Origin of the sequence: Serratia sp. CY38905 (assembly GCF_052168875.1) — a bacterium.
In the GTDB taxonomy this organism is placed as follows: Bacteria; Pseudomonadota; Gammaproteobacteria; order Enterobacterales; family Enterobacteriaceae; genus Serratia; species Serratia sarumanii.
On the sequence record NZ_JBJNLV010000002.1, the window covers coordinates 128,177 to 147,977 of the forward strand.

The window sequence follows — 19,801 nt, forward strand, 5'->3', positions numbered from 1 at the left end:
GCCGCATCTGCGGCCCTTGACGTTAATATTGAACTTGATGACGTTATCGGATTAATAGAAGGCGCATATAAAAAATAAGGAAAATCAATTCATTGATTTTCGGCTGCTCACCACAGAGGAGGAAAAACCGCGTTTTTTCCTCCTCTGTCAGCAGTAGAAAGGGCCGCATCTGCGGCCCTCGTCATATTCTGGTTCTGGCTTCAATCAAGCCTGCTGTTTTTTGAACAGGCTCAGCGTGAACAGCACGGCGGCGCAGAGCACTACCGAAGGGCCGGCCGGCGTATCGTAACACGCCGAGAAAGTCAGGCCGCCGGTGACGGCCACCATGCCGAGCAGCACCGCGACGCCGGCCATCTGTTCCGGCGTGCGCGCGAAGCGGCGAGCGGTGGCTGCGGGAATGATCAGCAGCGAAGTGATGATCAGCGCGCCGACGAATTTCATCGCCAGGCCGATGGTCAACGCGGTCACCAGCATCAGCACGGTGCGCGCCCGCGCCAGATTGACGCCGTCGACGTGCGCCAGCTCCGGGCTGATGGTCATCGACAGCAGATCGCGCCACTGCCACCACAGCACCAACAGCACCACGGCGACGCCGCCGGCGATCATCAGGATATCGCTCAGCGTAACCGACAGCAGATCGCCGAACAGGTAGGCCATCAGATCGACCCGCACGTTGGACATCAGCGCCACCACCACCAGCCCCAGCGACAGGGCGCTGTGGGCCAGAATGCCGAGCAGGGTATCCACCGAAAGCTGCGGGCGGCGTTCCAGCCATACCAGGGCCAGAGCCAGCAGCAGCGTAATGGCGATCACCGCATAGAAAGGATTGATGTCGAGCAGCAGACCAAAGGCGACGCCGAGCAGCGAGGCATGCGCCAGGGTATCGCCAAAGTAGGACATGCGGCGCCAGACCACGAAGGAGCCCAGCGGCCCGGCGGCGCCGGCCAACAACACGCCGGCCAGCCAACCGGGAAGTAACAGTTCGATCATGCTTCGCGGCTCCCGGTTTTCTTCAAGACAATTCTTCCCTGCAGGTCGTGGCGGTGATTGTGATGGTGGCGATACACCGCCAGTTGCTCTGCGCCGCGATTGCCGAACATGGCGATGAATTCGGGATGCATCGACACCACTTCCGGCGCCCCTGAGCAGCAGATGTGCTGATTGAGGCACAAGACCTCGTCGGTTTTCGCCATCACCAGATGCAGATCGTGCGACACCATCAGCACGGCGCAGCCGAGCTCTTTACGCAGTTGATCGATCAGATCGTAGAGCGCCAGCTGACCGTTGACGTCCACTCCCTGCGTGGGTTCGTCCAGCACCAGCAGCTGCGGTTTGTTCAACAGCGCTCGCGCCAGCAGCACGCGTTGGTTTTCACCGCCGGAGAGCTTTTGCATCGGCTGGTCGAGCAGGTGGGCGGCGTGCACGCGCTTGAGCGCCGGCAGAATGTCGGCTTTCTTGACGCCGGGCTTGAGGCGCATAAAGCGGCTGACGGTCAGCGGCAGGGTGGCGTCAAGATGCAGCTTTTGCGGCACGTAGCCGATGCGCAGATCGGGCTCACGCTCCAGCGTGCCGGCGGTCGGTTTGACCAATCCCAACACTACGCGCACCAGCGTAGACTTGCCCGCGCCGTTCGGGCCCAGCAGCGTGAGAATACGGCCGGGTTGCAGGCTGAGGGAAATGTTCGACAGCACCTTGCGGCTGCCGAAGGCGACGGAGATATTTTTTAGCGTTATCAGTGTAGACATCTCGAGATTACAGGTTGCAGAACGAAGCGAATGTTATAATATCACGCCTTGTTGATGAAAACGATGGGATTACTGATGATGGCAAAGAAAAATAAATGGCTGCAGCGCACGCTGCTGGCCAGCGCACTGTTGATGGCCGGCCCTCTGAGCAGCGCTTCCGCGGCGGTGGTGACCTCGATTCGTCCGTTGGGCTTTATCGCTTCGGCCATCGCCGACGGCGTGACGCCGACCGAAGTGTTGCTGCCGGATGGCGCTTCACCGCACGATTTTGCGTTGCGTCCTTCCGATATCCAGCGCTTGCGTTCCGCGGACCTGGTGCTGTGGGTTGGGCCGGATATGGAGGCGTTCCTGAACAAGGCGCTGGTGCCGATCTCGGCGACCCGAAAGCTGGCCATCAGCGAACTGTCGGCGGTGAAGCCGCTGCTGATGAAAGGCGAAGAGGACGACGATCATGATCATGCAGGCGAAGCGCATAACCATGCCGATGACGATCATGGGCATCATCACGGCGAGTACAATATGCACGTTTGGCTGTCGCCGGAGATAGCAAAAGTGACCGCGATCGCGATTCACGACAGATTGTTGGAACTTATGCCGCAAAATAAGGACAAATTAGACGCAAACCTGCGCCAGTTCGAGAATCTGCTGACGCAAACTGACAAAAATGTTGGTAACATGCTTACGCCTGTGCAAGGTAAGGGTTATTTTGTTTTTCATGATGCTTACGGCTACTTTGAGAAACACTACGGTTTGAGTCCGCTGGGCCATTTCACCGTCAATCCCGAAATTCAGCCTGGAGCACAGCGCCTACACCAAATTCGAACACAGTTGGTTGAGCAGAAAGCGGTATGCGTTTTTGCTGAGCCACAATTCAGGCCGGCCGTAATCAATGCCGTCGCCAAGGGTACCAAAGTGCGTTCCGGAACGCTGGACCCGCTGGGCGTCGGCATCGCGCTGGGGAAGGACAGCTACGGGAAATTCCTGACTCAGCTGTCAAACCAGTACGTGAGCTGCCTGAAGTAAAGCTTATGAGGATAATATCGAGTGCAGCAGATAGTCCGAACTATCGCTCTGGCGTATAACAACCTGCCACGGCCCCACCGCGTCATGCTGGGGTCGCTGACAGTCGTCACATTGGCCGTCGCTGTTTGGCGGCCTTTTGTTTACCACCCAGAACACAACCCCATTGCCAAGAGCGTCGAGTTAGAATCCAGCCAGATGCGGTCATTGCTCCCCGAAGCCAGTGAGCCGATTGATGCCGACCAACCCACCCCCGATGACGAAATCCCGCAGGATGAGCTGGATCAGAAAGACGCCGGCGACGATGGCGTGCATGAATATGTGGTTTCCACCGGCGACACCCTCGGCAGCATTCTGACGCAATATGGCATCGATATGTCGGATGTCACGCTGCTGGCCTCGCAAAACCGCGATCTGCGTAATCTGAAGATCGGCCAACAGCTGTCGTGGACCGTGAACGATGCGGGCGATCTGCAGCAGTTGACCTGGGAAGTTTCCCGCCGCGAAACCCGCACCTATGACCGCGTCGGCAACAGCTTCAAAGAGTCGAAAGAGGCGCAGCAGGGCGAATGGCGCAACAACGTGATCAGCGGTCGGGTCAACGGCAGCTTCGTCAGCAGCGCTGGCGACGCCGGGCTGAGCCGTAACGAAATCAACTCGGTGATTAAGGCGCTGCAGTGGCAGCTCGATTTTCGCAAGCTGCGCAAAGGCGACCAGTTCTCCGTGCTGATGTCGCGCGAGCATTTCGACGGCAAGAAATCGCAAAGCCAGCTGTTGGGCGTGCGTCTGCGCACCGGCGGCAAGGATTACTACGCGATCCGCGCCGAAGACGGCAAATTCTACGATCGCCAGGGCTCAGGCCTGGCGCGCGGCTTCATGCGTTTCCCGACCATGAAACAGTTCCGCATCTCCTCCAACTTCAACCCGCGCCGCGTGAACCCGGTGACCGGCCGCGTGGCGCCGCACAAAGGCGTCGATTTCGCCATGCCGGTCGGCACGCCGGTGCTGGCGGTCGGCGACGGTGAAGTGGTGATCGCCAAACGCAGCGGCGCGGCGGGCAACTATGTGGCGATCCGCCACGGTCGCCAGTACACCACGCGTTATATGCACCTGAAAAAGCTGCTGGTGAAACCGGGCCAGAAGGTGAAACGCGGCGATCGCATTGCGCTCTCCGGCAACACCGGCCGCTCCACCGGGCCGCACCTGCACTTTGAACTGTGGACCGGCCAACAGGCGGTGAACCCGCTGACGGCCAAGCTGCCGCGTTCCGAAGGGCTGGGCGGCAAAGACCGCAGCGATTATCTGGCACAGGTGAAGGAAGTGGTTCCTCAACTGCAGTTGGATTAACGTCCCCCTTTTTCCGGCGCTTCGGCGCCGCTAATTTCATCGGCCTGATTGCGGGCCGATGCTGTTTTATCTGGGCGGTTCGCGGTTGTTAATTGCAAAATCGGTGATGGCAATTATGATTAGCCGAATCGCTAAGCTAAGAGCATGTGCATGCAAAACGAGAAGAAATCGAACGTAGAGTTCATCCCGCAGTTTCAAAAAGCCTTTTTATATCCGCGCTACTGGGGCGTGTGGTTGGGAACCGGCCTGATGGCCGGCATTTCGCTGGTGCCCGCGCGCCTGCGCGATCCGGTGCTGGGTGCGGTCGGCAAACTGGCCGGCAAGCTGGCGAAGGGCGCGCGCCGCCGTGCCCGCATCAACCTGCTGTATTGCTTGCCGGGGCTGCCGGAAAGCGACCGCGAGCACATTATCGACCAGATGTTCGCCTGTGCGCCGCAGTCGATGGTGCTGATGGCGGAGCTGGCCTGCACCAAGCCCGAGAAAGTGCTCAAGCGCGTGCGTTGGCACGGTGAAGAGGTGCTGGACAAGATCCGGGCGGAAGGGCGCAACGTGATTTTCCTTGTGCCTCACGGCTGGGCGGTGGATGTGCCGGCGATGCTGATGGCCGCGCGCGGCCAACCGATGGCGGCGATGTTCCACAACCAGCGCAATCAGCTGATCGACTACCTGTGGAACGCCGTGCGGCGTAAATTCGGCGGCCGCATGCACGCGCGCAACGACGGCATCAAACCGTTTATCAGTTCGGTGCGGCAGGGGTATTGGGGTTACTATCTGCCCGATCAGGATCACGGCGCCGAGCACAGCGAGTTCGTCGATTTCTTCGCCACCTATAAGGCGACGCTGCCGGCGGTGGGGCGGCTGATGAAGGTGTGTCGCGCGGCGATCGTGCCTTTGTTCCCGGTGTACGACGGCAAAACCAGCATGCTGGATATTTATATTCGCGAGCCGATGGACGATCTGGCCGAAGCCGACGATCCGCGCATTGCCCGCCGCATGAATGAAGAAGTGGAAAATCTGGTGGGCCCGAATCCGGAGCAGTATACCTGGATCCTCAAACTGCTGAAGACGCGCAAGGAAGGGGAGATTGAACCTTACTCGCGCGACGATCTGTATCGTTAATCCTTTCTGCCGCTAACGCCGGCCGGGCCGCAATCCGGCCGGCGTCTCTTCATATATGCACCCTACAGCCGCGAGCACGCAGGATGTCGATGACGTTGGGGGTGTGGGTGAAATCATTCCAGCGCAGGTCCAGTTTGCGCAGGCGGCTCAGTTCGCCAAGGCTTTCCGGCAGGTCGCTCAGGCGGTTGGCGCGCAGATCCAGACTTCTCAGCGCCGTCAGCTCGCCGATATTTTCCGGCAGGCGCGTCAGCTGGTTGAAACGCAGGTTCAGCTCGCTCAGCCGCGGCAACCGACAGAAGGCCTGCGGCAGCTCGGCGATGGCATTGTTAGCCGCGTCGAGTATCTCCAGCTCACCGAGCTGAGCCATTTCCGCCGGCAGCGAGGTCAGGGCATTTTTCATGATATGCAGTTCGCGCAGCGCGTGCAGTTGCCCGATTTCGGCGGGCAGGTTGCCGATGCGGTTGTTGTATAAACGCAACTCCTGCAATGCCGCCAGCCTCGGTATCGCCTGTGGCAAAACGGTTAAATGGTTGTCGGTCGCGTTGAGGTAAACCAGCTGCTGCAGCTGCGCCAGCGAGCGCGGCAGATCGCTAAAGCCGTTATCGCTCAGATAGAGGTATTTCAACCGATGCAGCTGCCCCAGTTCTTCGGGGAGTTCGTTTGCGCGATTGTGGCCAAAGTCGAACATCTCGAGCTGTTGCAACTGGCCAATCTCCGGCGGCAGGCGGTCGAGCTGATTGCAGGAGATATTCAGCACCCGCAGATTTCGGTGCCGGAAGAGGGCGACAGGGAGGGCCGTCAGCTGATTATCGTACAGGCTAATCTTGCGCAGCGCGTGGCCGGCTAACGGCGACTCGTCGAGCTGCGTCAGGCCGTGGCCGTCGAGATCGAGCTCATCACCGCTCGCTGCGGGATTGTGTTGGTGGAGCATGGTGTTCTCCGTCTTTTATGGCGGTGCAGGGGCAAAAAAAATGCCGGCCAACGTGAGCCGGCCGGCATTTCGTCTGCGGCGTGGATTACTCGACGCGCAGGATACGGCTGGTATTGGTGGTGCCGACGGTTTCCATCACGTCGCCCTGGGTAACGATCACCAGATCGCCGGAGACCAGGAAGCCCTTGTCGCGCAGGCGATTGACGGCTTCATTGGCGGCGATCACGCCGTCTTTGTGGCTGTCGAAATACACCGGCGTCACGCCGCGATACAGCGCGGTCAGATTCAGCGTATGCTCATGACGCGACATGGCGAAGATCGGCAGGCCGGAGCTGATGCGCGACATCATCAGCGCGGTGCGGCCGGACTCGGTCATGGCGATCAGCGCGGTAACGCCTTTCAGGTGGTTGGCGGCATACATCGAAGACATGGCAATCGCTTCTTCGATGTTGTCGAACTGCACGTCCAGGCGGTGTTTGGAAACATTGATGCTCGGGATCTTCTCGGCGCCCAGACAAACGCGCGCCATCGCCGCCACGGTTTCCGCCGGGTATTGGCCGGCGGCGGTTTCCGCCGACAGCATAACGGCGTCGGTGCCGTCCAGCACGGCGTTGGCCACGTCCATGACTTCGGCGCGGGTCGGCATCGGGTTGGTGATCATCGACTCCATCATCTGGGTTGCGGTGATCACCGCGCGGTTCAGGGTACGGGCGCGGCGGATCAGTTTCTTCTGAATGCCGACCAGTTCCGGATCGCCGATTTCGACGCCGAGATCGCCACGGGCAACCATCACCACGTCGGAGGCCAGAATAATGTCGTCCATCGCTTCGTCGCTGCAGACCGCTTCGGCGCGCTCAACCTTGGACACGATCTTGGCGTTGCAGCCGGCGTCGCGCGCCAGGCGGCGGGCATAGTTCAGGTCTTCACCGGTGCGCGGGAAGGAAACCGCCAGATAGTCGACGCCAATCTTGGCGGCGGTCACGATGTCCGCCTTGTCTTTTTCGGTCAGCGCTTCGGCCGACAGGCCACCGCCGAGCTTATTGATGCCCTTGTTATTGGACAGCGGGCCGCCGACCGTCACTTCGGTAAACACTTTCATGCCCTGAACTTCGAGCACTTTCAACTGAACGCGGCCGTCGTCGAGCAGCAGGACATCGCCCGGCACCACGTCGGCAGGCAGGCCTTTATAGTCGATACCGACTTTTTCTTTATCGCCTTCGCCTTTTGACAGGTTGGCGTCCAGCAGGAATTTATCGCCCACGTTGAGGAAGATTTTGCCTTCCTTGAAGGTGGAGACGCGGATTTTCGGCCCTTGCAGATCGCCGAGTATAGCGACGTGACGTCCCAGTTTTGCGGCGATTTCGCGCACTTTGTCAGCGCGAGCCTGGTGATCTTCCGGGCTGCCGTGGGAGAAGTTAAGCCGAACTACGTTGGCGCCGGCGGCAATGATCTTTTCCAGATTATTGTCGCGGTCAGTAGCCGGACCCAGGGTGGTAACGATTTTGGTTCTTCTGAGCCGTCTGGACATGTATTACTCCGTTGACTGGTGAAGCAAATATTGGTGTTGCGATAACGTCGGATAACGAAACCAGGCGTGAAATGTAATTTTACAACACTGATATTTCACCCGGGTTACCCGCATGAGCATGTTAACAGGGTACCGCCTCTGATGCCGTCATTCAAATGTCTGTTGAACGGCGATTTTTTCTTCGTCGGGTCACGAATCAAAACTGTTGGGAATGACCACGCCTTTATCAAAGCGCGATTCTTTGAGTGCTTCTTTGACCCGCTTCAAGTTATCTCTGAATTTAGCCCCTCGGCGCAAGGTAAATCCGGTGGCGAGCACGTCAATGAGCGTTAATTGCGCGATCCGCGACACCATCGGCATGTAAACGTCGGTGTCTTCGGGCACGTCGAGCAGCAGAGCGAGGGTCGCCGCTTGGGCGAGCGGGGTGTCGCGCGAGGTGATAGCCAGTACCGTGGCGTCGTTTTCTCGCGCCAGGTGGGCCATCTCCACCAGATTCTTGGTGCGGCCGGTGTGTGAGATCAGCACCACCACGTCGCCTTCGCCGGAGTTCATGCAGCTCATGCGCTGCATAACGATGTCATCGAAGTAGACCACCGGAATGTTGAAGCGGAAAAATTTGTTCATCGCATCGTGCGCCACCGCCGCGGAGGCGCCCAGGCCGAAGAAAGAGATCTTTTTTGCCTGGGTGAGCAGGTCAACCGCACGATTGATTGCGGCAATATCCAAATTTGCCTTTACTGTATCCAGGCTGGCCATGACCGATTCGAAGATCTTGCTGGTATAGGCATCGACGCTGTCATCTTCCTCGACGTTACGGTTTACGTAGGGCGTGCCGTTAGCCAGGCTTTGGGCGAGATGCAGTTTGAAGTCGGGAAAGCCTTTGGTATCAAGGCGGCGGCAAAAACGGTTGACGGTGGGTTCGCTGACGTCGGCCATGCGCGCCAGCGTGGCGATGCTGGAGTGAATGGCGGTCTGCGGGGAGGCCAGGATCACCTCGGCGACTTTCCTTTCAGATTTGCTCAGGAGTTCCAGATGGCTCTGGATTTTGTCCAGCGTATTCATATAACGAGAGTCACTCATGGTTTTATCCCTGTGGCTTTCAAGCAACAGCGTCGAATCTCGCCCGTGTTCGCCGTGCAAGCAGACGCCAAACGAGCGGCTGTAACCTGGAATCGATAGGGTATGACGATTTCAAACAAAGGAGAAATCAATGCCGGTTTAGTGAAAATATACTACGTGCTGGTAACCGTTGGCAGTCTCGACAGGGCGTATGCAGGCTTTTTTCACCAGAATATGACCTGTGTCTAACTTTCATAATGGTAACAGAGCGTCAAAAAAGACGAAAAATTACAGTTTTGCCCGGGACGAGGGCGCTGGCGCACATTGGCGCTTTCCACTGGAATATTGAGGTCTTTTTTCTGCTTCTGCGCTGGGTTTGCTGGCCGTAGTCAAACAGAGTACATTAGTAATGTAAGAAAATTACAAATATCCTGCAACGAGGAGATGAACATGGCGGTAACCTCTACAGCCCAGGCGTGTGACCTGGTTATTTTCGGCGCGAAAGGTGATTTGGCGCGCCGTAAGCTGCTGCCTTCCCTGTACCAGTTAGAGAAAGCCGGACACATCCACCCGGAAACGCGGATCATCGGCGTCGGCCGCGCGGAGTGGGATAAAAAAGCCTATACCGAAGTGGTCAAGGAAGCGCTTGGCACCTTCATGAAGGAAAAACTGGATGACGAACTCTGGGCCACGCTGAGCGCACGCCTGGACTTCTGCAATCTGGACGTCAACGACAGCAAGAACTTTACCAAATTGGGTAAAATGCTGGATCAGAAACACCGCACCACCATCAACTACTTCGCCATGCCGCCAAGCACCTTCGGCGCCATCTGCAAAGGGTTGGGCGAAGCCAAACTGAACCATGAGCCGGCGCGCGTGGTGATGGAGAAGCCGCTGGGCACCGATCTGGCGTCTTCCCGCGTGATCAACGACCAGGTGGCGGAGTACTTCAACGAATCCCAGGTTTACCGTATCGACCACTATCTCGGCAAAGAGACGGTGCTGAACCTGTTGGCGCTGCGTTTCGCCAACTCGCTGTTCGCATCCAACTGGGATAACCGCACCATCGATTCGGTGCAGATCACCGTGGCGGAAGAGGTGGGCATCGAAGGGCGCTGGGGTTACTTCGACCAGGCCGGCCAGATGCGTGACATGATCCAGAACCACCTGCTGCAGATCCTGACCATGATCGCCATGTCGCCGCCGGCGGATCTGACCACTGACCGTATCCGCGACGAGAAGGTGAAGGTACTGCGTTCGCTGCGCCGTATCGATCAGACCAATGTACGGGAAACCACCGTGCGCGGTCAGTACACCGCCGGTTTCGTCCAGGGCAAGAAAGTGCCGGGTTATCTGGAAGAGGAAGGGGCGAACAAGAGCAGCAGCACCGAAACTTTCGTCTCCATCCGCGTGGATATCGACAACTGGCAGTGGGCCGGGGTGCCGTTCTACCTGCGTACCGGTAAACGTCTGCCGACCAAATGCTCGGAAGTGGTGGTGTACTTCAAAAACCCACCGCTTAACCTGTTCAGCGACTCTTATCAACAGCTGCCGCAGAACAAGCTGACCATCCGCCTGCAGCCGGACGAAGGCATCGAAATTCAGGTGCTGAACAAGGTGCCGGGGCTGGATCACAAGCACCGTCTGCAGACCACCAAGCTGGATCTGAGCTTCTCGGAAACCTTCAACCAGGAGCACGTGGCGGACGCCTACGAGCGCCTGCTGCTGGAGACCATGCGCGGTATTCAGGCGCTGTTTGTGCGCCGCGATGAAGTGGAAGAGGCCTGGAAGTGGGTCGACTCCATCATGGACGCATGGAAAGCCGACAACGAGGCGCCGAAGCCTTATCAGGCGGGCACCTGGGGGCCGGTGGCCTCGGTGGCGATGATCACCCGCGACGGCCGTTCCTGGAACGAGTTCGAGTAATGCGCAATGCCGGCAGCCTGTCTGCCGGCTTTTTTTTGCCTGCGATCTGCGCGTGGGCCACATCACTTACGGTACGGCCGGACGTCCGCGCATTTGCGCGGAGCCCTGTGGCAGGGGCGTGCCATTGTTAACCGCGAGTAATGGAGAAATAACGATGAAAAACTGGAAAACCAGCGCCGAGCAGATCCTGACGGCAGGGCCGGTGGTGCCTGTTATCGTGATCAACAAGCTGGAACAGGCGGTGCCGCTGGCGAAAGCGCTGGTTGCCGGCGGCGTGCGGGTATTGGAGGTGACGTTGCGCACCGCCTGCGGGCTGGAGGCGATCCGCGCTATCGCCAAAGAGGTGCCGGAGGCCATTATCGGCGCCGGTACGGTGATCAATCCGCAGCAGCTGCGGGAGGTGACCGAGGCGGGAGCGCAGTTCGCCATCAGCCCGGGGCTGACCGAAGCCTTGCTGCAGGCGGCGGCGGCGGGGCCAATCCCGCTGATCCCGGGCATCAGCACCGTTTCCGAGCTGATGCAGGGCATGGATCACGGCCTGCGCGAGTTCAAATTCTTCCCGGCGGAAGCCAACGGCGGCGTGAAGGCGCTGCAGGCGATCGGCGGCCCGTTCCCGCAGGTGCGTTTTTGCCCGACCGGCGGCATTACGCCGAACAACTACCGCGATTATCTGGCGCTGAACAGCGTACTTTGCATCGGCGGTTCCTGGCTGGTGCCGGCGGACGCGCTCGAAAGCGGCGACTACGCGCGCATCACTGAACTGGCGCGCAGCGCCGTCAGCGGGGCCGCGTTGTAACCCGCGCCGCGCCTGGGGTTGGCGCTTATTTGCGCGCCCGCGAATATCGCAAGGCTCAACGCTCCGTTGAGCCTTTTTTAATTTTTATCGTGATTAACGTTCTTATTTTTAACCCGTTTTTTTTCGATTTTTATGAAAACGGCAGTTTGCTTTCTTATTTTGGCTGTGGTAAAAATATCTCAGTCGAAAATTTTACTTTCATGAGGATATTGGGCAAATCGCACGGTGTGCGGCTGATAATAGAGAACGATTATGATGACTATTAACGGAATTACCCTCAGAACCTCTACGTGCCAACTCTTCCTGTCTGCGATCCTTGCCAGTGAGCATCACTGGTGCAGCGAGCTATAGCGTCTTTCTCCCTTAACCGGTGCCGGTAGCGGGCTTTCGCCTTCGCTCTACCGTTCAGCCGGGCAAACATTCTTTTTGCGTTTGGGTCAGTTTATCCCCAGGGATCTCTGCGTCTTGCGCGCCGCAATGCGGCCGTTCGACGAGATAAATCGGGATAAATATGCCTTGGCGCGCGTTATTCGCCGTTTGGGAGAAAAATTATGATTTATTGGATCTTTTTAGGTTTGGCCATCATGACCGAAATCATCGGCACCTTGTCGATGAAATACGCCAGCGTCAATGGCGGCATGATCGGGCACATCGTGATGTACGTGATGATCACCGCGTCTTATGTGTTGCTGTCCGTAGCGGTAAAACGCGTGGCGCTGGGCGTGGCCTATGCGCTGTGGGAAGGCATCGGTATTCTGTTCATTACCCTGTTCAGCGTGCTGTGGTTCGACGAGCCAATCTCGGCGCTGAAGGTGCTGGGCCTGGCTACGCTGATCGCCGGCATCATGCTGGTGAAATCCGGTACCCGCAAAGAGCGAAAACAGGTCAGCCCGCGAGGTAACAACCATGCAACAGTTTGAGTTGTACCATATTGGGTTCCTGGGGCTGGCGATCGTGCTGGAAATCATCGCCAACATCTTCCTGAAGATGTCGGACGGCTTCCGTAAAATTTGGCTGGGGCTGTTGTCGCTGCTGTCGGTGCTCGGCGCGTTCAGCGCCCTGGCGCAGGCGGTGAAGGGCATCGATCTGTCGATCGCTTATGCGCTGTGGGGCGGTTTCGGTATCGCCGCCACCATCGCCGCAGGCTGGATCATGTTCGGCCAGCGGTTGAACGCCAAAGGCTGGATTGGCCTGGCGCTGCTGCTGATGGGGATGGTGATCCTTAAACTGTCCTGATAACGGGCAATAAAAAACCGCAGGCGTTGCCGTCTGCGGTTTTTTTTCGTCTGCGCTCAGGCTTACAGCGCGGCGATGATTTTGATTTCCACCTTGTACTTCGGATTCATCAGCTGCGCCTGCACCGTGCAGCGCACCGGCGCGCTGCCGGCGACCACCCAGGCGTCCCAGGCGGCGTTCATCGCGGCGAAGTCGGCGCTGTTGGCCAGGAAGATGGTGGCGTCCAGAATGCGGCTTTTGTCCGAACCTACGCGCGCCAGCAGCACGTCGATGGCGGCGAGGGCGTTGGCGGTCTGCGCGGTCGCGTCGTCGTCCAGGTTCTCCGGCACGCTGGTGTAGTAAACAGTCTCGTTGTGCACCACGGCTTCGGACCAGCGCTGATCGGGATCAATTCTTTCGATATTCATTTGCTTATCTCCATATCATAGTCCCGCTAAGGGTAGCACAGCCGGTGATGAAAAAGCGCGGCGATAAAGTGGGTGGTAGCCGGGCGGCAGGCTTGGCATAATCACCGCTGAATGACACCGGCAGAGAGACAGCGTGACAGACGATTTTGCAACAGACGGCGCCTTGGCGCAGGCTATCAAGGGATTCAAACCGCGTGAGCCGCAGCGGCAGATGGCGCAAGCCGTCACCGAGGCGATCAATTTCAAGCAGGAGCTGGTGGTCGAAGCCGGCACCGGCACCGGCAAAACCTTCGCTTATCTGGCGCCGGCGCTGCGCGCCGATCGCAAAGTGATCATCTCGACCGGTTCGAAAGCGTTGCAGGATCAGCTGTATGCGCGCGATCTGCCCACCGTCGCCAAGGCGTTGAAGTACAAAGGTAAGCTGGCGCTGCTGAAGGGGCGCTCCAACTATTTGTGTCTCGAGCGGCTGGAGCAGCAGTCGATGGCCGGCGGTGAGCTGGCGGGGCAGACGCTGATCGATCTGGTGCAGTTGCGCAAGTGGTCGTCGCAGACCAAAGAGGGCGACATCAGTACCTGCAGCGAAGTGGCGGAGGACAGCTTCGTCTGGCCATTGGTGACCAGCACCAATGACAACTGTCTGGGCAGCGACTGCCCGCTGTATCAGGATTGCTTCGTAGTCAAGGCGCGCCGCCGTGCGATGGATGCGGATGTGGTGGTGGTGAACCATCACCTGTTCCTGGCAGATATGGTGGTGAAAGAGGGCGGTTTCGCCGAGCTGATCCCGGAAGCCGAGGTGATGATTTTCGACGAAGCGCACCAAATCCCCGACATCGCCAGCCAGTATTTCGGCCAACAGCTCACCAGCCGCCAACTGTTGGATCTGGCGAAGGACATCACCATCGCCTACCGCACCGAGGTGCGCGACGCCGCTCAACTGCAAAAAAGCGCCGACCGTCTCAGCCTGAGCACGCAAGATTTCCGTCTGAATCTGGGCGAGCCGGGTTTTCGCGGCAATCTGCGTGACGTGCTCGGTGAACCGAACGTGCAGCGCGCTCTGTTGCTGCTCGATGACGCGTTGGAGCTGTGTTATGACGTGATGAAACTGTCGCTGGGGCGTTCGGCGCTGCTGGACGCCGCCTTTGAGCGTGCCACGCTGTACCGCGCGCGCCTCAAGCGGCTGAAGGCGGTGACGGAGCCGGGCTACAGCTATTGGTATGAATGCAACTCGCGCCATTTCGTGCTGGCGCTGACGCCGCTGACGGTAGCCGATCGGTTCCGCGAAATGCTGGACGAGAAGCCGGGCAGTTGGATTTTTACCTCGGCCACGCTGTCGGTCAACGAGCGGTTGGGCCACTTCACCGAACGGCTGGGGCTGACCAAGGCCAAAACGCTGCTGTTGCCGAGCCCGTTCGACTATGCCAAGCAGGCGCTGCTGTGCGTGCCGCGCTTTTTGCCTTCGCCGAATCAGCGCGGCGGAGCGCACCAGCTGGCGCGCATGCTGCGGCCATTAATTGAAGCCAACAACGGCCGCTGCTTCTTTTTATGCACCTCGCACCAGATGATGCGCGAGCTGGCGGAAGAGTTCCGCGCCACGATGACGTTGCCGGTGCTGTTGCAAGGGGAAACCAGCAAAGGGCAGCTGCTGGCGCAGTTCGTCGCCGCCGGTAACGCGCTGCTGGTGGCGACCAGCAGCTTCTGGGAGGGGGTGGACGTGCGCGGCGATGCGCTGTCGTGCGTGATCATCGATAAGCTGCCGTTCACTTCACCGGACGATCCGCTGCTGAAGGCGCGCATTGAAGATTGCCGCCTGCGCGGCGGCGATCCGTTCAATGACGTGCAACTGCCGGATGCGGTCATCACCCTGAAACAGGGGGTGGGCCGTTTGATCCGCGACACCGACGATCGCGGCGTGCTGGTGATTTGCGATAACCGTCTGGTCATGCGGCCCTACGGCGAGGTGTTCCTCAATAGCCTGCCGCCTACGCCGCGCACCCGCGATTTGAAGCAGGCGATCGCCTTCCTGCAGGCTGCCGACACGTCGGCCACGTGAAAGATGAAGGGCTTACGGGGCTGTGCTACAATGCGCGCCCTGTATGAAAAACCCAGTTTTATTCCCGCCAGAGGTTGGCATGTCCACGCGAATTTTAGCGATCGATACCGCGACGGAAGCCTGTTCCGTCGCCGTCTGGAATCAAGGCGAAATCCACGCCCTGTTTGAGCTGTGCCCACGCGAGCATACGCAACGTATTTTACCTATGGTGCAGCAGGTGCTGGCGGAATCCGGCCTGGCGCTCAACCAGCTCGATGCGCTGGCCTTTGGCCGCGGCCCCGGCAGCTTTACCGGGGTGCGCATCGGCATTGGCATCGCTCAGGGCCTGGCGCTGGGCGCCGATCTGCCGATGCTCGGTATTTCCACGCTGCAAACCATGGCGCAGGGCGCCTGGCGCGTCTGCGGGGCGGAGCGGGTGCTGGCGGCGATAGATGCGCGCATGGGCGAAGTCTACTGGGGGCAGTTCGAACGCCAGGCGGACGGTAGCTGGTTGGAAAGCGAAGGCGAGGCGGTGTTGTCGCCGGCGCAGGCGCTGGAGCGTGCGCAGCGCCTGCAGGGCGAATGGGCCCACGTCGGCACCGGCTGGCAAACCTATCCCGATCTGGTCAAGGGGTCTACGCTGAGCGTGCGTGACGGGCAGATGCTGTTGCCGCAGGCGCAAGACATGCTGCCGCTGGCGCTGCACGCCTGGCAACTGGGGCTGGCGGTGGCGGTGGAAAACGCCGAACCGACCTATCTGCGCAATGAAGTCACCTGGAAAAAACTGCCGGGCCGCGAGTAAGCGCGGCCTATTGTGCTGTTGTTGAGGCCGGGCGATGAAAGCCTGCAACTTGAACGATGAAACGCGGTCAAAGTTACAGCCATTTCAGGAGATTGCGACCATGTTAATCCGCACTGCAAGTAAAAAGCTGTCGCTGCTGGCCGTCGCCTGCGGCGCGCTGGTTCTGTCCGGGTGCGTCACCGTACCGGATGCGATCAAAGGTTCCACCCCTTCGCCGGTGACTCAGCTTTCCTCGGTACAAAATGCACCCAATCTGTTTACCGGCGCGGAAGCCCGCTTCGGCGGCACCGTAGTAAACGTCGCCAACGAGCAAGGGCGCACGGTGCTGGAGATCGCGGCGGTGCCGCTCGACAGCGGTGCGCGGCCGGTTTTGGGCGAACCGTCGCGCGGCCGCTTGCTGGCCACTGTAAACGGTTTCCTCGAACCGGTTGATTTCAAAGGCCAGTTGGTGACCGTCGTCGGCCCCATTACCGGCCTGAAAGAGGGGCGTATCGGCATGACGCCGTATCGCTTCGTGACGATGAACGTGACCGGTTTCAAACGCTGGCACCTGGTGCAGCAGGTGGTGATGCCGCCTGCGCCAATGGGCCCCTGGGGCTGGCGCGGTGGCCCGTGGGGACCCGGTTGGGGCGCAGGCTATGGTTGGTACAATCCCGGCCCGGCACAGGTGCAAACCATCGTAACCGAGTAGCATACGCTTGATGTGAACACATTTGACAGGGCGGCTCAGGCCGCCCTTTTGCTTTTTGGGATAAGGAATATCCGACAATTAGTGACGTACATCGCAACCTGAATAATGTTTAAAACCTGCACTGGTCTGCTGAGTTAAAATATTGTTATGGTTAGGCTGCGAGTTTGAGGCTGCGATGATAATTAGTAATGATTTCAGGAGTAATACCTTGGATAAGGTCTGGTTAAAACGGTATCCGGCAGATGTGCCCGCAGAGATTGATGCCGATCGCTATTCGTCGTTGATCGAAATGTTTGAGCATGCCGTGCAGCGCTATGCCGATCAGCCCGCCTTTATCAACATGGGCGAGGTGATGACCTTCCGCAAACTGGAAGAGCGCAGCCGGGCTTTCGCGGCTTACCTGCAAAATGAACTGGGCCTGAAGAAGGGCGACCGCGTCGCGCTGATGATGCCTAACCTGTTGCAATACCCCATCGCCCTGTTCGGCATTCTGCGCGCCGGTATGGTGGTGGTTAACGTCAACCCGCTGTATACCCCGCGCGAGCTGGAACACCAGTTGAACGACAGCGGCGCCAGCGCCATCGTCATCGTCTCCAACTTTGCCCATACGTTGGAAAAAGTGGTGTTCAACACCCAGGTCAAGCACGTGATCCTCACGCGCATGGGCGATCAGCTTTCGGCCGCCAAAGGCACGCTGGTCAACTTTGTGGTCAAGTACATCAAGCGCCTGGTGCCCAAATATAACCTGCCGGACGCCATTTCATTCCGCAGCGCGCTGCAGCGCGGACGCCGTCTGCAATATGTAAAGCCGGACATCATTAATACCGATTTGGCCTTCCTGCAATACACCGGCGGCACCACCGGCGTAGCGAAAGGCGCGATGCTGACGCACCGCAACATGCAGGCCAACCTCGAACAGGCCAAAGCCGCCTACTCGCCGCTGTTCCGTGAAGGGCAGGAACTGGTGGTGACGGCGTTGCCGCTGTACCACATTTTCGCGCTGACGGTGAACTGCCTGCTGTTTATCGATCTGGGCGGGCGCAATTTGCTGATCACCAACCCGCGCGATATTCCGGGGCTGGTGAAGGAGCTGGGCAAATACCCGTTCACCGCCATGAGCGGGGTGAATACCTTGTTCAACGCGTTGCTGAACAACGAAGAGTTCCACAAACTCGACTTCTCCACGCTGCGTTTCTCGGTCGGCGGCGGCATGTCGGTGCAAAAAGCGGTGGCCGAGAAGTGGGAGAAAACCACCGGCAAACACCTGCTGGAAGGCTATGGCCTGACGGAGTGCGCGCCGCTGGTGGCCGGCAACCCTTACGATCTGAAACACTACAGCGGCAGCATCGGCTTACCGGTGCCATCGACGGATATTCGGCTGTTGGACGACAATGGCCAGGATGTGCCGCCGGGAGAACCGGGCGAACTGTGGGTCAAAGGCCCGCAAGTTATGTTAGGCTATTGGCAACGCCCGGAAGCTACCGACGAAGTGCTGAAAGATGGCTGGTTGGCGACCGGTGATGTGGTGACCGTGGACGAGCAGGGGTTTGTGCGCATCGTCGACCGTAAGAAAGACATGATCCTGGTCTCTGGTTTCAACGTTTACCCGAACGAGATCGAGGACGTGGTCAGCCAGCATCCGAAGGTGCTGGAATGTGCGGCGATCGGGGTACCCAGCGAGGTCTCCGGCGAGACGGTGAAGATCTGCGTGGTGAAGAAAGACGCCTCGCTGACCAAGGAAGAGCTGTTGACCCATTGCCGTCGGCACCTGACCGGGTATAAAGTGCCTAAAATTGTTGAGTTCCGCGATGAATTGCCGAAGTCGAACGTCGGCAAGATTTTGCGGCGAGAACTGCGCGATGAGCTAAAAACGCCGAAACCGGCCGATGCCGCCTAGGTTTCGCTCTTGCGCCTGACTATCGACAACGCCGGTGAATGCCGGCGTTGTTGTGTTTGAATCCTACAAGAGAATGATGTTTTGAATTATCAGTTGATCACTACCGATGCCGGATTGCAGCAGGTCTGCGAGCAGGCGAGAAAGCATGCCCAGATTGCGCTGGACACCGAGTTTGTCAGAACGCGCACCTACTATCCGCAGCTGGGCCTGATCCAGCTCTACGACGGTGAACAACTCTCCCTTATCGATCCTCTGCCGATCAAGCAATGGCAGCCGTTTGTCGACCTGCTGGCCGATACCGCCGTGGTGAAGTTCCTGCATGCCGGCAGTGAAGATCTTGAAGTGTTTCTCAACGCCTTTAAAACGCTGCCGACGCCAATGGTCGATACCCAGATCCTGGCGGCGTTTACCGGCCGGCCGCTCTCCTGCGGTTTCGCGACGCTGGTGGCGGAGTATATGAAAGTTGAGCTGGACAAGAGCGAGTCGCGCACCGACTGGCTGGCGCGTCCGCTGACCGAAAGGCAGTGCGTGTACGCAGCCGCCGACGTGTTCTATCTGCTGCCGATGGCCAAACAGCTGGTGCAGGAGACCGAAGAGGCCGGTTGGACCGCGGCGGCCAACAATGAGTGCCTGCTGCTGTGCCAGCGCCGCAGCGAGGCGCTGGCGCCGGAATTGGCCTATCGCGAAATCAGCAATGCCTGGCAGCTGCGCCCGCGTCAGCTCGGTTGTTTGCAGAAGTTGGCGCAATGGCGGCTGCGCCAGGCGCGCGAGCGCGATCTGGCGGTGAACTTCGTGGTGCGTGAGGAAAACCTGTGGCAGGTGGCGCGCTATATGCCGTCTTCGCTGGGAGAACTGGATTCGCTGGGCCTGAGCGGGCCGGAGATCCGTTATCACGGTAAAACGCTGCTGGCGCTGGTGGCGGAGGCCGAAGCGCTGGACGAATCCGAGCTGCCGGCGCCGTTGGCAAACCTGATCGATCAGCCGGGCTACAAGAAGGTGTTCAAAGACATCAAGGCGGCAATCGCTACTGTCAGCGAGCAAAGCGGGTTGAGCAGCGAGCTGCTGGCATCCCGTCGCCAAATTAACCAATTGCTGAACTGGCATTGGCAACTGAAAGACGGCGAAAGTCGCCCTGAATTAATCAGCGGCTGGCGTGGCGATCTATTAATGGCACCGCTGCAGGACATCCTGAAAGATTATTAATCGCTGATTATCACCAGGGCAGGGTAGGGAAACTCTGCTCGGGTGAATATAGGCAGGAAATAATG

The 19,801-nt window shown here is 59.0% G+C and carries 18 protein-coding genes; 12 read left to right on the forward strand and 6 right to left on the reverse strand.

Features of this window, described 5'->3' with window-relative positions:
- Positions 1-204 precede the first annotated feature (204 nt).
- Together znuB and znuC are read right to left on the reverse strand one after the other, a co-directional pair.
- Positions 205-990 (reverse strand): zinc ABC transporter permease subunit ZnuB, encoded by a 786-nt coding sequence (gene znuB, locus ACJ8MK_RS07355; protein ID WP_033634849.1) that lies wholly within the window; start codon positions 988-990, stop codon positions 205-207.
- Entirely contained in the window at positions 987-1,745 is a 759-nt protein-coding gene (gene znuC, locus ACJ8MK_RS07360; RefSeq protein ID WP_004932357.1) for a zinc ABC transporter ATP-binding protein ZnuC, read from the reverse strand. The genes znuB and znuC overlap by 4 nt, the downstream gene beginning before the upstream one ends.
- A 78-nt stretch (positions 1,746-1,823) precedes the next feature.
- Here znuC and znuA point away from each other — a divergent pair, with 78 nt between their 5' ends.
- From znuA to lpxM, 3 genes are all read left to right on the forward strand, one after another.
- A complete protein-coding gene (znuA, locus tag ACJ8MK_RS07365) occupies positions 1,824-2,768 on the forward strand; it encodes a zinc ABC transporter substrate-binding protein ZnuA (protein ID WP_060430831.1) in 945 nt (314 codons plus the stop codon).
- Between the two features lie 21 nt (positions 2,769-2,789).
- Positions 2,790-4,112: a murein DD-endopeptidase MepM gene (gene mepM, locus ACJ8MK_RS07370; RefSeq protein WP_033654402.1), complete on the forward strand. Its 1,323-nt coding sequence runs from the start codon at positions 2,790-2,792 to the stop codon at positions 4,110-4,112.
- Positions 4,113-4,262: 150 nt separating this feature from the next.
- The gene (gene lpxM / locus ACJ8MK_RS07375; protein WP_033638507.1) at positions 4,263-5,231 is read left to right on the forward strand and encodes a lauroyl-Kdo(2)-lipid IV(A) myristoyltransferase; all 969 of its coding nucleotides are present in this window, start codon (positions 4,263-4,265) and stop codon (positions 5,229-5,231) included.
- A 49-nt stretch (positions 5,232-5,280) separates the two neighbouring features.
- On the opposite strand, the gene ACJ8MK_RS07380 is transcribed toward lpxM, so the two are convergent.
- From ACJ8MK_RS07380 to ACJ8MK_RS07390, 3 genes are all read right to left on the reverse strand, one after another.
- Complete coding sequence (locus ACJ8MK_RS07380; protein WP_442517627.1) at positions 5,281-6,162, reverse strand: leucine-rich repeat domain-containing protein; 882 nt, start codon at positions 6,160-6,162, stop codon at positions 5,281-5,283.
- Between the two features lie 85 nt (positions 6,163-6,247).
- Positions 6,248-7,690, reverse strand: coding sequence for a pyruvate kinase (gene pyk, locus ACJ8MK_RS07385; RefSeq protein ID WP_019452801.1), 1,443 nt, complete (start codon positions 7,688-7,690; stop codon positions 6,248-6,250).
- A 189-nt stretch (positions 7,691-7,879) separates the two neighbouring features.
- Positions 7,880-8,752, reverse strand: a complete 873-nt coding sequence (locus ACJ8MK_RS07390; RefSeq protein WP_033634845.1) for a MurR/RpiR family transcriptional regulator — start codon at positions 8,750-8,752, stop codon at positions 7,880-7,882.
- A gap of 447 nt (positions 8,753-9,199) precedes the next feature.
- Here ACJ8MK_RS07390 and zwf point away from each other — a divergent pair, with 447 nt between their 5' ends.
- The 4 genes from zwf (at position 9,200) to mdtI (ending at position 12,707) form a co-directional block, all read left to right on the forward strand.
- On the forward strand, positions 9,200-10,675 hold the full coding sequence (gene zwf, locus ACJ8MK_RS07395) for a glucose-6-phosphate dehydrogenase (RefSeq protein ID WP_033634844.1): 1,476 nt from the start codon (positions 9,200-9,202) through the stop codon (positions 10,673-10,675).
- A 154-nt stretch (positions 10,676-10,829) separates the two neighbouring features.
- Complete coding sequence (locus tag ACJ8MK_RS07400) at positions 10,830-11,471, forward strand: bifunctional 4-hydroxy-2-oxoglutarate aldolase/2-dehydro-3-deoxy-phosphogluconate aldolase (protein WP_060418888.1); 642 nt, start codon at positions 10,830-10,832, stop codon at positions 11,469-11,471.
- Positions 11,472-12,022: 551 nt separating this feature from the next.
- Positions 12,023-12,391 (forward strand): multidrug/spermidine efflux SMR transporter subunit MdtJ, encoded by a 369-nt coding sequence (mdtJ, locus tag ACJ8MK_RS07405; protein ID WP_033634840.1) that lies wholly within the window; start codon positions 12,023-12,025, stop codon positions 12,389-12,391.
- The gene (gene mdtI / locus ACJ8MK_RS07410; protein WP_033634839.1) at positions 12,378-12,707 is read left to right on the forward strand and encodes a multidrug/spermidine efflux SMR transporter subunit MdtI; all 330 of its coding nucleotides are present in this window, start codon (positions 12,378-12,380) and stop codon (positions 12,705-12,707) included. Before mdtJ ends, mdtI begins: the two co-directional genes overlap by 14 nt.
- 62 nt (positions 12,708-12,769) lie before the next feature.
- Here the strand turns inward: mdtI and ACJ8MK_RS07415 are convergent, their stop codons facing one another.
- Complete coding sequence (locus ACJ8MK_RS07415) at positions 12,770-13,114, reverse strand: RidA family protein (RefSeq protein ID WP_033634838.1); 345 nt, start codon at positions 13,112-13,114, stop codon at positions 12,770-12,772.
- A gap of 133 nt (positions 13,115-13,247) precedes the next feature.
- On the opposite strand from ACJ8MK_RS07415, the gene ACJ8MK_RS07420 reads away from it, so the two are divergent.
- The 5 genes from ACJ8MK_RS07420 to rnd all read left to right on the forward strand — a co-directional run bounded on the left by ACJ8MK_RS07420 (position 13,248) and on the right by rnd (position 19,736).
- Positions 13,248-15,164: an ATP-dependent DNA helicase gene (locus tag ACJ8MK_RS07420; RefSeq protein WP_442517628.1), complete on the forward strand. Its 1,917-nt coding sequence runs from the start codon at positions 13,248-13,250 to the stop codon at positions 15,162-15,164.
- Positions 15,165-15,243: 79 nt separating this feature from the next.
- On the forward strand, positions 15,244-15,945 hold the full coding sequence (gene tsaB / locus ACJ8MK_RS07425) for a tRNA (adenosine(37)-N6)-threonylcarbamoyltransferase complex dimerization subunit type 1 TsaB (RefSeq protein WP_041035465.1): 702 nt from the start codon (positions 15,244-15,246) through the stop codon (positions 15,943-15,945).
- 100 nt (positions 15,946-16,045) lie between these two features.
- A complete protein-coding gene (locus ACJ8MK_RS07430; RefSeq protein WP_342098208.1) occupies positions 16,046-16,636 on the forward strand; it encodes a Slp family lipoprotein in 591 nt (196 codons plus the stop codon).
- Between the two features lie 208 nt (positions 16,637-16,844).
- Positions 16,845-18,533: a long-chain-fatty-acid--CoA ligase FadD gene (fadD, locus tag ACJ8MK_RS07435; protein WP_033654397.1), complete on the forward strand. Its 1,689-nt coding sequence runs from the start codon at positions 16,845-16,847 to the stop codon at positions 18,531-18,533.
- Between the two features lie 81 nt (positions 18,534-18,614).
- Entirely contained in the window at positions 18,615-19,736 is a 1,122-nt protein-coding gene (gene rnd / locus ACJ8MK_RS07440) for a ribonuclease D (protein WP_041035461.1), read from the forward strand.
- The last annotated feature ends 65 nt before the right edge of the window (positions 19,737-19,801 follow it).